Below are 11,816 nucleotides of genomic sequence, written 5' to 3' on the forward strand. Positions count from 1 at the left end.
AACGGCCCTGCGTTTCACTATTCCGCCTTCGGGCAGGCCCAAGTCCGACAGGCTGCTAGGCACGGTTTCAAGATGCCGCTGTCGAACCGCCCGTTGAACCGATCGCGCTACGACCTGTCCCGTTTCGCTCAGCCGCTGAAGGATGTGAAGCCACGCTTGGATGGAGCGAAGGTCGAGCGGCTGTACCTGACCGAAGCCAAGGCATTGCTCGGCCATTCAACCGACGCCGTGTCATTGCACATCGATAGCGGTACGGAACTGCACGACGTGATCAGTGGGCGCTGGAGCGACCATCCGTTCTCACAGCCCGGGGCCATCCTCGGAGTGACGCTGATCGCCGATCTGGTGTTCGACGGCGACACCACGGAGACGCCGCTGTCCATCGTGCTGGCGGAACCGGGCCGCTGCAGCCTGCAAGGCGAGCGCGATCAGCGGCTGCGCCAAGCCGGGACACAACTGCTCGAAGTGTTGGGCGTACTCAAACCTCTGCACCCGGGCTCGGGCGTCGACGACCCGAATCTCATCATACAGGTGGCGAAGTTGCTCGAATGCGCGACCAGCCCGATGGACGGCTTCGCGCTGGCGCAGTTGGGCATCGACATCGACCGCTTCGAAGACGAGGGCATCATCACCGAAGGCGACCGGATCACCGAAAAGGTCGTCGAGTTGGCCGACGGCGAGCGCTTCACGGTCAAGCTGGAACGCTGCGCCGATGCCAACCAGGTTCGCTATCGCGATCCTTTGACGGGGGCCGATGTCGTGCTGCCTGCCAAGCACGCGCGGCGCTGGAAGGTCCACCTGAACTGGCTGCGCGAGGAGATTATCACCGCGCTCGGCTCCGCACTGCAGGGCGTGCGGGGCAAGCACCTCGACGAAGAGCCGGTGTTCCTGGGCGAGATCGACATTGACGGACACCCTGTGGCGCTGTTCTTCGCCGCCAAGATGTCCAATGAGCGCCAATACGCGAAGGTCGATACCGCTCTTCGCCTGCGGCCGCGCGCGGTGCCCGGCATCGTGCTGACCACGGCATCGATTCCGTTCCCGTTTGCCGGCACGAACGTGGTGATCCCCATCGAGGCCGTGTTGGCCAGCGGCCAGTCGGCCGCGGCCATCGACACCGCGCGGCTCAAGGTCGCCTACCGTCACGGCCAGCAGGCAGCGATGGGCGGCAGCGCAGTCAGTCTCAAGGTGTCGGCGGATGGGTACTCGGCGGTGCTGTATATCCCCGGCAAAGCACCCTGGCGCGTGACGAGCAAAGGCAAGATCGCCGTGCTGCAACGGCTGGTCGACGCCTACGCCGCAGGAACGCCCCATGTGAACACGAAAAAGTTGATGGAGGACACCAACTGCGGCTCGCCCGCGAATCTGTTTTCCAAGAACTCGCCTTGGCGCGACTACCTGGTGAAGGTCAAGGGCGCGCATGCGTGGCAGTTGCACCTGCCGATGCTGGCCGATCTGGTGGATGACGACGATACCGATGTCGAGATCACGACCGAGGCGCTGACCGCCTGAAAATTTCTCAGCCATTACCCTGCGTTGCCATCCTGTTCGGAGGATGGCGCTCACTATCCAAGACGGTTGCTATTCCCCGGAGCCGTCATGAAGAACATCGAACTTGCATCTCCCTCGGAGATGAGCGCCAGCGCCCGTGCTGGCGAAATCACCGCCATCCTTGCGGCCGCCATCGTCCGCACCCAACCCGCTGAAGGCCAGAAACGGAGAGAAGTTGGCCTTGGCTTCCTGCCCGACCAGCGCGTTCATACAACCCCCTATCAAGAGGAGAAGTTGTGATGAACGACAAACAAGCATCCGTCGCCGCGCGGATCGCCGAGCTGGCCTGCCTGCCGATGTCCGAGCTCTGGACGGTGTGGGATCGGTATTTCCCCCGCCGCCCGGACTACCCGAACCGCACGCACGTCGAGTCCCGTATTGCCTACAAACTGCAGGAGGAAGCCTTCGGTGGCCTCGCGCCCGAGACAAAGCAGCGGCTGGAGGCCATCGGCGCGAAGCACTCCAAGATCAAGCTGCGCGCTAAGCCGCGTGAGTTCGATTTCGCGCCGGGCACGATCCTGCTGCGCGAATGGGGCGAGCGCGAACACCGGGTGACGGTCACCGCCGAAGGGCTGTTCGAGTACGAGGGGCGCACCTTCAAGAGCCTGACGGCGGTGGCCCGCCACATCACCGGCACGCACTGGTCGGGGCCGCTGTTCTTCGGCCTGAGCAAGGGAGGTGCGCGATGAGCGAGATCGCCAGCACCAAGGCCCGCAAGCGCTGCGCCGTCTACTGCCGGGTGTCCTCGGACGAACGCCTCGATCAGGAGTTCAACTCCATCGACGCCCAGAAGGAGGCTGGCCATGCCTACATCGCCAGCCAGCGCACCGAGGGCTGGATTCCAGTCGCCGACGACTACGACGACCCCGGTTTCTCCGGTGGCAACACCGAGCGTCCGGCGCTCAAGCGCCTGATGACCGACATCGAGCGGGGACAGATCGACATCGTGGTGGTCTACAAGATCGACCGCCTGACGCGCAGCCTCGCCGACTTCTCGAAGATGGTCGAGGTGTTCGAGCGTCACGAGGTTTCCTTCGTGTCGGTGACCCAGCAGTTCAACACCACCACCTCGATGGGGCGGTTGATGCTGAACGTGCTGCTGTCCTTCGCCCAATTCGAGCGCGAGGTCACCGGTGAGCGCATCCGCGACAAGATCGCCGCCGCCAAGCGCAAGGGGATGTGGATGGGTGGCGTCCCGCCCCTGGGTTACGACGTCGACAACCGCCTGCTGGTCATCAACGTGGCCGAGGCGGCGGCGGTGCGCCGCATTTTCGAGGAGATGCTGACCATCGGCTCGCCGACCCAGATCGCCGTCAATCTGACCGCCGACGGGATCACGACCAAGGCCTGGACGACGCAGGAGGGCCAGACCCGCAGCGGCACACGCATCGACAAGAAGTACCTGCACAAGCTGCTGCGCAACCGCATCTACCTTGGGGAGTTGTCGCACAAGGGGAATTGGTACCCTGGCGCACACCCGCCGATCATCGACCAGGAGCTTTGGGACAAGGTTCACGCGGTGCTGGCAAGGGACGGCCACGCCCGGTCAGTCGAGACCAAGATCAGGTCGCGCACCGATGCCTTGCTGCGCGGCCTGCTGTACGCCCCCTCGGGCGAGCGGATGTACCCGACCTACTCGCGCAAGAACGGGCGGAAGTACCACTACTACGTGTCCAAGTCGGAAAGCCGCTTCGGCGCGCCGGGCAAGAGCTACGAGCGCCTGCCCGCACCGGAGATCGAGGCGGCGGTGGTGGCCCAGATCCGCACGGTGCTGACCAGCCCGGAATCCATCGCATCGGTGGTGCGCCACATCCAGCGCAACGGCGCGCAGGTGGACGAGGCCACCACGGTGATGGCGATGGGACGGCTCAACGACGTATGGGATCAGCTGTTCCCGGTCGAGCGCCACCGCATCGCCAACCTGATGATCGAGCGCATCGACCTCGTCCACGTCGGCGAGGTGCAAGGCATCAAGGTGAAGTGGCGGGAACTGGGCTGGGACACCCTGATCGGTGAATTCGCCCCGAGGGGGATCGGCGCTGAACTGTTGGAGGTTGAGGCCTGATGGACGACACCCTGGTAACCTTCGTGCCCCTGACGTTCCGCCGCCGAGGCGCGCAGCGGGTGGCCGCCGACGACCGCCACGTCCACGACGTGACCTTGCTGGAGGGCGTAGCGCGCGGCTTTTACTGGCAGCACCTCGTCGACACCGGCGTGATGAAGAGCGGGTCGGACATCGCCCGGGCGGAAGGGCTGCACCCCTCGGTGCCCAACGAGCTGATGCGCCTGACGCTGCTCGCGCCCGACATCCTCGAACTGCTGATGACAGGACGGCAGCCGCGCCGGATGAATCTGATCTGGTTCCAGCGCAACCCGCTGCCGGTGGATTGGGAAGCCCAGCGGCAGATCGTGAAGCGATTCGAGGAGGATGTATGAGCAAGAAGCACCGGGGCCGATTCAAGGGTGATCCGGTCACCTACCAACTGCCGAGCCCGGCGGGCGGCGTGCGGCTGGAAACCTTCGTGCCCTGGACGCTGGTGAAACGGGGGCTGAAGAAGCAGGTCATCACACCGCTGGACGCGCCGCAGGAATTCCTGTCCGAGGCCACCCGGGAGCGGGAAGCGCGGGCGGCCGCCCAGGACACCGCGCTGATGCGGGCGCTCGGACTGGCGCACCACTGGCAACGCCTGCTGGACGAGCAGCGGGCGGCGTCGGTGGCCGAGATCGCGGAGGCCGAGGGCATGGACGTGACACAGGTACGCAGGGTCATGCGGCTGACCCTGTTGGCCCCGGAGGTCGTGGAACGGCTGGTGGGCTCGCCCGACGCCGTGCTGGAGAAGGTGATGCGCCGCCCCTGGCCCAACGGCTGGGGCGACCAGATGCGGGTGCTCGCGCCGCCCGCGTGACCGCGTCGAGCCCAGCGCCAGCAACCGCCTCCGGGCGGTTTTTTTGCGTCTGCTCCGTTTTCGGTCGCCAACGCTACAGGAGTTGCCGACCACAACCGACCGCCTATAAACCCGCGCCAGCAAAGGAAGTGGCCTCAAGAACGCTCGCGTGACCACCAGAGAAAACAGAGAACAGAGAGGCGTCGGCGGAGGTGAAAACGCAGGGGTTGGAGGGGTGGCGCTCGCGAGGCCAGGCCCGGAATCCGCGCCAACACTGGGGGGAACGGGCGAAAAAAAACCAACCGAGAGCGGTTGGTTTTTGGGTAAGTGGTGGAGGCGGCGGGAATCGAATTGTTACAGTTCGGTTCCGCTTCAGCCTTGCCTGTCGCGGGTTCTGGGGCGCCAGCTTCGCCACAAGTGACAATGTTTTGTGACACTCGTCAGGCAACAAGTATGCCCCGGTGCGTGGCACTGCCACAAGCAAAAACTGCCGCCCTGCCGTGAGTGAATTTAGGTGTTGCCATCTACGCTCAGCCGGTGTGATACTGGCACCAGTGCAATTCTGCACAATCTTACTTACCCACGGCAGGAGCCAGTGTAGGAGGAATCCTATATGGCTAAAGCCATCGAAGTTCTCGAATTCATCAAGGCTGCTATTGACCTGTTTTTGATGCTCCTTCAGGCATGGGAGGTGGTCAAGCCTATGCTCTCGTAACTCTCTTCCGTATTTGATTGATCAACGTCCGGTAAGGCGCGCCCATTGCCCTTGCTTGATACCACCGTCGCAGCCTAACCTGATGTAAGCACGTCCGCATGGTGCAGGTAACGCAAATGAACCATGCGACCGTGCTTGCAATCAGCGGGTCAGGTGGCAGCCGCAAGCAGGTTGTTGATCAACGTCTGGTAGGGCATGCCCCTTGCCTTTGCTGTGGCCTTCAGGCACTTCAGGACGTGAGTGGGTATCCTGATGCTGATTTTCTGGGATGTGCCCGTGTAGGCCGTTTCTGTGGCTGGGGCAGGGGGCGCTGCTGGTGCGTCCGGGGCGGGAGGCAATGGGGCATCCAGTTCTTTGAGAAGCAATGCCATGTCACGCTCTGGCAGGTCATCAAAGACAAAGGCTGCGTCATCCTCCGGGAGTTCCGGGAACGCGGGTTCTTCAAGGTCGTGGGTCATGTATAGACACTTCCAAAAACGGGTTTCGTTATCAGCCTATGGATACAGGGGTAGGGCCTGTTTTTCTAAGACTTCTCGTTTTGGTAGTGGCGAGGCATGAGTAAAAAAAGTCCGGGTCAAAGCCCGTGTCACCTTGCAGGGATTTCTGCGGTTGGGTGTTGTTCCTGCTCTGGGTTTGTCTGCTGTTCCTGCCTGTGACTGATGGTCTGGGGTCTGGGTTGGGAGTGGGGGAAGTGCTTCGCGTCCCTATGTAGTTAGTCATGGAATGCTGCGAGGCTTTTTGTGTGTCGGATGCGGTCAGATTTTTTGCTGGTCAGCATGGCTGCAGCCCTTGCCACCATTGGGCCTCAGCCATCTGTGGCCTGCCCTGTAAATCGGCCAAACTACACCGGCGCCGACTGTCGAAATTGTCCACTTTTTCACCCCAAACGGCCTGACTTGAGACGCCGGTCAAGCACCTTCAGGGCGTCGAGGATGGCGCGGTTCAGGCGAGTGTTCGGCCGTCCCTTGAAGGCGCGGATTCCGCTGTCCTTGCCAGTCACTTGCCGCCGGTAGTTCCGCAGTGCTCGGGCGTTTGCCTTGCCTGCTTCCGTCTCCGTGTCGCGCCTTTTGCCAGGTCTGGCGCTTTTCCATTCAGCAAGGGAGGGGTGAGCCGGGGGGGCTTCGGGGATCAGCTGCCCGAACAGCTTGGCGGCATTGGTGACACTCCATGCCGTCCATGCCTGCCAGTCGGTGCCGGACAGGCCAACGTCGGTCAGCCCGTCACACTGGATCACCACTTCAAAGCGGCCTCTGTGCTGCTCGGCTCGCAGGTCAATCGCTTGGCCTTTGTCCTGCCCGTCTGTCTCCTTCCAGTAGGCACGCACTGAGACAGGAGACTTCTTGCAGCCGCACCACTCGCGTTGGTTGCCCATGTAGAGGGTGCCGCCGGCCTGCAGGGTTTCCAGCAGTTCGTGATGCTTGGACAGCTTCGCCGTGTCCCCCTTTCGTCTGGCGTGCTCTCGCTGCTGCCGGAACGGCAGAAAGGCTCGGACTTCCGGCAGGGGCAGCTTGCTGTTGGCGACCAGCTCCGCAAGAAAGGGCAGCACGGCAGTGCGGTCGCCCCATAGGTCAAGGGCGATCTCGATGTAGGTTGGCCGAACGCCTTTTGCCTCGCCGGTCAGGGCTGGCTGTATGATCTGGGCAAACACCTGCCGATGGTTCTGGTAGTCCGTGACGCGCTTCCCTTTGGGCTTGTCGTCCCATGCCACCCTGAATCCGTTGCCGTCCAGCAGCTCAAAATCCACCCGGTCGACTTCGGCTTTGAGCCGCAATCCGTTATAATTCATTCATCAAGTCTTAATTTTTAGGCCGCCTCTCCGGGCGGCCTTTTTTTATTCCAGCACCACGAAGGCGTCAGGGTCAGGGCGTCCGATGGTGAACACCAGCTCGGCCAGTTTCGGGCGTGGCTTCGGGGGCTTGCTGCCCCGGCTGATGATCTGCCGGGCGATTTCCTGAACGTCTTCCCGGCGGTAGTAGCGCTTCCCGTTCTTCTTCGCTACCGGCAGGGTGCTGGTGCCCTTCCTGCCTTGCTGGGCGTCGTTCAGGGCGTCCCAGCCGCTTTGCACTATGTCGTGCCGCTGGAACTCGATTTCAAGCAGTAGTGCTGCTTCTCTGGCGGTCAGGATGTCAAAGTGCATCGGTGCCCATCCTTTCCTGCCATTCTGCCGGCGTCAGCGGGGTGCTGATTGTCATGTGCAGGCCATCGCGCCAGCCGTTGCGGATGTAGAAGGCGACGCAGCCAGACTCGTTGACACCAGTCATGACGGTGCAGCCAATCAGGTCGACCGTGCCGTTGATCTGGGCGGCGGCCACCATGTCGGCAAAATCTTCATCGTTGGGGGTGTTGGCTTGCTCGAATCCGGTGGCAGGTGTGAGTTCGGCGCGTCGTCCGATGGCAGCCATGAGGCGGTCAGCGAGAATGTGCCGTATGAGCATGGCAGGGGTGATCTTGGTTGCGTCAGACTCTACCAAGCGCAGGCGCAGCCAGTTGCCGACCGAGATGCCATCTTCGGCGGCGAACATCTCTACCGCGTCCCATTCTGAGGGGGTTAGTTCAATAGGAACACGCTTGCCGCCGTGTGTCACCTGACGGCGGTTTCGCTGCTCTGGCTTGAAGGCATTCCCGCTTTTGATGTGGGCGTGGGAGGTGGTTGAGCCGAGAGGGTCGTCCAGCGCATAGCTTGCCGGGTAGTCTGCATCCTCGTTGAGTTCGTCTACTATTTCGGCAGCCTCATCCAACCAAGATGCCATATCCTCGCCGTCTTGGTCGTGGTTGTCGTGTTGCTGGTCTTGCATATTGGGACTTCCAGTATTGGGTAAGCCCCGAGCATAGCAAGCACTTGCGAATGGTGCAAATTCGTCAAGTGCACCATATGAACGTGCTTGCAATCAGTTCTCTTCCGCCGTCCCCTTTGCCTCTTTGTTGGCTGCCAGAACCTTCTTCACGTTGCTGACGCTGTAGCCGGTCAGGTCTGCCACCTCCGCCAAACTCTTGCCGGCCTCCCTGAGTGCGATCACCTGCTGTTGGCGCTTGGCATCTGCTTTGCGGCCAGCGTAGCGGCCTTCCTGCTTCGCAATGGCTATGCCCTGCGTCTGGCGCTCCCGGCGGGTTTCGTAGTCGTCACGGGCCATTTGCAGGGCCAGCTTCAGCAGCATGTCCTGCACGGCGTCCAGCACGATCTTTGCCACGCCGTCCGCCTCGATCTCGGACAGGTCAACGATGCCCGGCACGGACAGCTTGGCGCCTTTGGCCTTGATGGCGGCAATCAGCTTTTCGGCTTCCGGGAGGGGCAAGCGGCTGATGCGGTCGATCTTCTCGGCAATCACCACGTCACCCGGTTGCAGGTCGCCGATCATTCGTTGCAGCTCCGGGCGGTCGGCAATGGTGCCGCTGGCCTTCTCGCTGTAGACACCTGCAACGTAGTAGCCGGCGGCTTTGGCCTGCTCAATCAGCTGGTGCTGGCGGCTGGTGTCTTGCTGGTCGGTGGATACGCGAATGTAGATGCGGGCGGTTTTCATGGGGTCACCTGATGGATAAAAAGGGTATACCCAAATTATCCATCAGGTTTCGGGTGGCTACTAATTGATTTTTGTGATCTATAGTGGCCACTCAATTGGTGGCTACCCATAGTGGCTATTGGCCTGTTGTATTGCAACACCTAGTCGGCTATAAGGAACCCGCCTTCGTCAATGCTTGTGATGCCAGCAAAATCGGACCGCCAGCGGCAATCGTAAATGCTTACCAATCGAGACGAGCCAACCATAGTTAAATAAGCGTAGCTACCATTTAAATATGGCGCAGGGCCATTTTTTATTGAATTGCGATAATATTTTAGGCGCTCTCTGTCAGTTTTTATCGAACTGCTCGATAGTCGCATTGCAGTAAAAATAAGGCTATCTGGTGATCGCTCTTTGTCAATAATAGAGAAGTCCCTCTCGCCCTTTTTTTGAAGTATAGCCTCAATCTTAGCCTTGCATGCATCAAGCAGGTTGGCCTGAATGTCGATCTTTTTTTCCTTGCCAATAACCAAGCATGGTGCAAAAAGAAGAACAATGGAAATTGATTTTAATTTCATTAAGTCACCATATAAAAAATAGTCAAAACTGACTGACTACAAAGCGTCAAAACAAGGCGGGGAAGCCCCCGCCTTGCGCTGAGGCTCTGAGTGGGTTACTGGATAAGCATTGCCTCGCCGGTGCTGCCGCACATCACAATGGCAAAATCGCCATCGCAAATATAAACGGTTAGCATTCCAATGCTGTGCTTTGTGTATTTAACAGAGTGGATTACCTCAGCGGCTTTTTCTGCGGTTAGTGCTCTTGTATTGATATTCATAGGTGACTCATGGTTAGTTTAAATGACAAGCCCTGTCAGCTTGCCGCGAAACCAGAAGTTTTGCCCTCTGGTTGGTGAAATGGTGATGTCTTTGATGTGGGGCAGGGCGTCAATGAGTGCGTCAAAGTCGCGCAGCCTGTCGAGAACGGTCTCCTTGCGCTTTGCTGCGTTGCTAGGGTCAAAGTAGACTTTGTCTGTAATGAGTTGGCCTTCGTGGCCTACAACCGGCGCAATCAGGCTGCTTGTGACTTCATTGTTGATTAGCGCGGTGATGAATGTTCTTCTCAGGGCATGGAATGTCGTTACATGCTTTTCATGTTTGATGGCACACCGGTCGCGATGGCGGGCAAACCACTTTGAGGCAACATCGCCATGTCCTTTTTGTCCCGCTTTCAGCTCAGGAAATAGGCGGGTGTGTCCCGCGGCTTTCATTGCGGTCACGTAGTCGAGAAGACCCATCTCTAGTAGCTTGTTGTGAATTGGGACAAGTCGTTTTGCGTTCTTGTTCTTGATCTTTTTCTCTTCTTCTTCATCGGTGATATTAATGCACCAAACGTCCTCCTGTTGAATAAAGTCAGAAAGGTGGAGCTGGCAAAGCTCGTTCTGTCTCGCTCCGGTAAGTAAAGCCAATGGAATTAACCAATATTCATATGGGTTTTTGAATTTTTTACTTGTGTAGCTGCTGTGACTCAGTAGCGCCCGCAGTTCATCGATGCTGTATGCTCGTTTATTTGCGGATGGGGCGTTATCAGAGTTTTTGGCCGCTCTGACATTGCTAGAAATGCCTGAGAAAGGATTTTCGCTGATGCCGCTTGCCTTTTTATGATTGGGTAGAAGAAGAAAATCAAACAAGCCGCTTGCGCGTTCTAAGTATTTTTCGGCGGTGCGGGCAGAAATGGGTGTGTCGCCCATTGCAATAATCTCGTCAATGGACTTTCCGCGATACTTTGCGATCTTGTTTATATTGGGCGGTAACTTGGTTACCTTTTGGTAGAATTCTTTGGCATCCTGATATTCGATTCCGGATATGGGCTTGTCCCCAACGATCTGTAATAGGATGGAGTATGCTGCTGCGTATTCTTTGGCAGAGTTTATACTTTGCTTGCCGTAGGTTTCTTTTTCTCCTTTGACATATTCAATGGCTTCAGATAACCGCATTGTCGGTTTTGCTGGTGCGGCCGCGTGCATGGTTAATGCTGCTACTGTGTGCGCGTGAGTGGTGGTCAGTGCCGCCACGGTTGCGGCGTGTGCCTGTTCGCGCTGTTCAAGTGCCGTGGCGTGTGAGGCTGCCTCGCTTTTTCGGGCAGCGTAGGCGGCGGCCAGTTGTTCTAGTAGGGCGTTTTCGCGCTCTTCGTGGCGTTCCTGTAGGCGTATCTTCTCGGATGCGTTTCGGGTCATCTGGATAAGGGTTGATGATTTCTCATTTGACATAGGCGATTCCCTGAGTTGGGTAAAAAGGGCCGACATGATAAATGATAGTTCAATGGCTTTGCTATGAGCTGTTCGACATTTTTCAGTGCCGAGCGAAAAGCAGAGTTCGCGGGTAGGGAAGTGCTCCCGCAGGTCAGCCGGGATGACCTGTCGGAAGTAGAAAATGTTGCCGCGCCGGAAGTGGTGGGCAGGTATGCGTCGGGCCATGCTGTCACCTCGTTTGTGACAGTCACTTGTGACACTGGCAAAGAAAAAGCCAGCCTGACAGCGGGAAAACCGCGTCAGTGCTGGCTTTTGGTGTCCGGTGGTGGAGGCGGCGGGAATCGAACCCGCGTCCGGAAATCCTACACAGAGAGTTCTACATACTTAGTCGTGTCATTTGGATTTAACCTCCCCCACGCCGACGGACAGGCTTGGCTTTGGCGAGTTACCTTCAGATTCGCATTGTGTCAAGTAACCTGGCACAACACTAGCAGATGTAAAGTGACACTACAGGGTTTTGACGCCCCCGGCCCATCTGCGAACCGTTGTAGTGTCTAGCCGGCCGTTAGGCTGCTAGAGCGTAGTTTTCGTCGTTTGCGACTAAATAAATTCAGTGTTTTACGGGAAGTCTGAGATCCCGGTATGCCCTCTTCTGCTTCGCAATCCCCGTCGAAACCAGGTCGCCCCCTCGTGCTGCTATCAAGAGTAAGTTGATTATACATGAAGGTGCAATCATATACCAGCCGGCTTCTGGTGCGATTGCTGGCCGGTCCTGAAGTGGGGCGCTGGCCTGGAAGGATGGTATTTGGCGTTAGGGTCTGTTGGTATTTCATTTGTGGATTGCGTTTGGGTTAGCCCGGTGTTACAGCACCGCTGGCGTAGCATGGCTATGCGTCGCACTCGGTGCCTTGCCGGGA

At 58.8% G+C, this 11,816-nt stretch carries 14 protein-coding genes and 1 other RNA gene; 6 read left to right on the top strand and 9 right to left on the bottom strand.

Annotation, left to right across the window (positions count from 1 at the left end; genetic code table 11):
• The 6 genes from IE083_RS08645 to IE083_RS08670 form a co-directional block, all read left to right on the top strand.
• Positions 1-1,512, top strand: a 1,512-nt coding sequence (locus tag IE083_RS08645; RefSeq protein WP_229799671.1) for a hypothetical protein, incomplete at its 5' end; no start/stop codon positions are given.
• Between the two features lie 87 nt (positions 1,513-1,599).
• Positions 1,600-1,791, top strand: coding sequence for a hypothetical protein (locus IE083_RS08650; RefSeq protein WP_189353207.1), 192 nt, complete (start codon positions 1,600-1,602; stop codon positions 1,789-1,791).
• Positions 1,791-2,240, top strand: a complete 450-nt coding sequence (locus tag IE083_RS08655) for a DUF2924 domain-containing protein (protein ID WP_189353208.1) — start codon at positions 1,791-1,793, stop codon at positions 2,238-2,240. Before IE083_RS08650 ends, IE083_RS08655 begins: the two co-directional genes overlap by 1 nt.
• The gene (locus IE083_RS08660; protein ID WP_189353209.1) at positions 2,237-3,616 is read left to right on the top strand and encodes a recombinase family protein; all 1,380 of its coding nucleotides are present in this window, start codon (positions 2,237-2,239) and stop codon (positions 3,614-3,616) included. Before IE083_RS08655 ends, IE083_RS08660 begins: the two co-directional genes overlap by 4 nt.
• Positions 3,616-3,987: a site-specific recombinase resolvase gene (locus IE083_RS08665; protein ID WP_189353210.1), complete on the top strand. Its 372-nt coding sequence runs from the start codon at positions 3,616-3,618 to the stop codon at positions 3,985-3,987. The genes IE083_RS08660 and IE083_RS08665 overlap by 1 nt, the downstream gene beginning before the upstream one ends.
• Positions 3,984-4,457, top strand: coding sequence for a ParB/RepB/Spo0J family partition protein (locus IE083_RS08670; protein WP_189353211.1), 474 nt, complete (start codon positions 3,984-3,986; stop codon positions 4,455-4,457). The genes IE083_RS08665 and IE083_RS08670 overlap by 4 nt, the downstream gene beginning before the upstream one ends.
• A gap of 843 nt (positions 4,458-5,300) precedes the next feature.
• Here the strand turns inward: IE083_RS08670 and IE083_RS08675 are convergent.
• The 9 genes from IE083_RS08675 to ssrA all read right to left on the bottom strand — a co-directional run bounded on the left by IE083_RS08675 (position 5,301) and on the right by ssrA (position 11,587).
• Complete coding sequence (locus IE083_RS08675) at positions 5,301-5,609, bottom strand: CopG family antitoxin (protein ID WP_189353212.1); 309 nt, start codon at positions 5,607-5,609, stop codon at positions 5,301-5,303.
• Positions 5,610-6,028: 419 nt separating this feature from the next.
• Complete coding sequence (locus tag IE083_RS08680; RefSeq protein WP_189353213.1) at positions 6,029-6,937, bottom strand: hypothetical protein; 909 nt, start codon at positions 6,935-6,937, stop codon at positions 6,029-6,031.
• 45 nt (positions 6,938-6,982) lie between these two features.
• Positions 6,983-7,288 (bottom strand): hypothetical protein, encoded by a 306-nt coding sequence (locus IE083_RS08685; protein WP_189353214.1) that lies wholly within the window; start codon positions 7,286-7,288, stop codon positions 6,983-6,985.
• Positions 7,278-7,946 carry a hypothetical protein gene (locus tag IE083_RS08690; RefSeq protein ID WP_189353215.1) on the bottom strand — a complete coding sequence of 223 codons (669 nt, stop codon included), beginning with the start codon at positions 7,944-7,946 and terminating at the stop codon, positions 7,278-7,280. Before IE083_RS08690 ends, IE083_RS08685 begins: the two co-directional genes overlap by 11 nt.
• A gap of 93 nt (positions 7,947-8,039) precedes the next feature.
• Positions 8,040-8,669, bottom strand: coding sequence for a recombinase family protein (locus IE083_RS08695; protein WP_189353216.1), 630 nt, complete (start codon positions 8,667-8,669; stop codon positions 8,040-8,042).
• 140 nt (positions 8,670-8,809) lie between these two features.
• Positions 8,810-9,226, bottom strand: coding sequence for a hypothetical protein (locus tag IE083_RS08700; protein ID WP_189353217.1), 417 nt, complete (start codon positions 9,224-9,226; stop codon positions 8,810-8,812).
• Between the two features lie 95 nt (positions 9,227-9,321).
• Positions 9,322-9,486: a hypothetical protein gene (locus IE083_RS08705; RefSeq protein WP_189353218.1), complete on the bottom strand. Its 165-nt coding sequence runs from the start codon at positions 9,484-9,486 to the stop codon at positions 9,322-9,324.
• Positions 9,487-9,504: 18 nt separating this feature from the next.
• Positions 9,505-11,124 (bottom strand): site-specific integrase, encoded by a 1,620-nt coding sequence (locus tag IE083_RS08710; RefSeq protein ID WP_189353219.1) that lies wholly within the window; start codon positions 11,122-11,124, stop codon positions 9,505-9,507.
• A 98-nt stretch (positions 11,125-11,222) separates the two neighbouring features.
• Positions 11,223-11,587, bottom strand: a transfer-messenger RNA (tmRNA) gene (gene ssrA / locus IE083_RS08715).
• Positions 11,588-11,816: the final 229 nt, after the last annotated feature.

This window comes from Vogesella fluminis, from assembly GCF_014652335.1.
Taxonomy (GTDB): domain Bacteria; phylum Pseudomonadota; class Gammaproteobacteria; order Burkholderiales; family Chromobacteriaceae; genus Vogesella; species Vogesella fluminis.

Coding starts and splice junctions, on each gene's coding strand:
- IE083_RS08710 (WP_189353219.1), bottom strand. CDS start 11,124: ATGGCCCGACGCATACCTGCCCACCACTTCCGGCGCGGCAACATTTTC.
- IE083_RS08705 (WP_189353218.1), bottom strand. CDS start 9,486: ATGAATATCAATACAAGAGCACTAACCGCAGAAAAAGCCGCTGAGGTA.
- IE083_RS08660 (WP_189353209.1), top strand. CDS start 2,237: ATGAGCGAGATCGCCAGCACCAAGGCCCGCAAGCGCTGCGCCGTCTAC.
- IE083_RS08650 (WP_189353207.1), top strand. CDS start 1,600: ATGAAGAACATCGAACTTGCATCTCCCTCGGAGATGAGCGCCAGCGCC.
- IE083_RS08690 (WP_189353215.1), bottom strand. CDS start 7,946: ATGCAAGACCAGCAACACGACAACCACGACCAAGACGGCGAGGATATG.
- IE083_RS08680 (WP_189353213.1), bottom strand. CDS start 6,937: ATGAATTATAACGGATTGCGGCTCAAAGCCGAAGTCGACCGGGTGGAT.
- IE083_RS08670 (WP_189353211.1), top strand. CDS start 3,984: ATGAGCAAGAAGCACCGGGGCCGATTCAAGGGTGATCCGGTCACCTAC.
- IE083_RS08655 (WP_189353208.1), top strand. CDS start 1,791: ATGAACGACAAACAAGCATCCGTCGCCGCGCGGATCGCCGAGCTGGCC.
- IE083_RS08695 (WP_189353216.1), bottom strand. CDS start 8,669: ATGAAAACCGCCCGCATCTACATTCGCGTATCCACCGACCAGCAAGAC.
- IE083_RS08665 (WP_189353210.1), top strand. CDS start 3,616: ATGGACGACACCCTGGTAACCTTCGTGCCCCTGACGTTCCGCCGCCGA.
- IE083_RS08685 (WP_189353214.1), bottom strand. CDS start 7,288: ATGCACTTTGACATCCTGACCGCCAGAGAAGCAGCACTACTGCTTGAA.
- IE083_RS08675 (WP_189353212.1), bottom strand. CDS start 5,609: ATGACCCACGACCTTGAAGAACCCGCGTTCCCGGAACTCCCGGAGGAT.
- IE083_RS08700 (WP_189353217.1), bottom strand. CDS start 9,226: ATGAAATTAAAATCAATTTCCATTGTTCTTCTTTTTGCACCATGCTTG.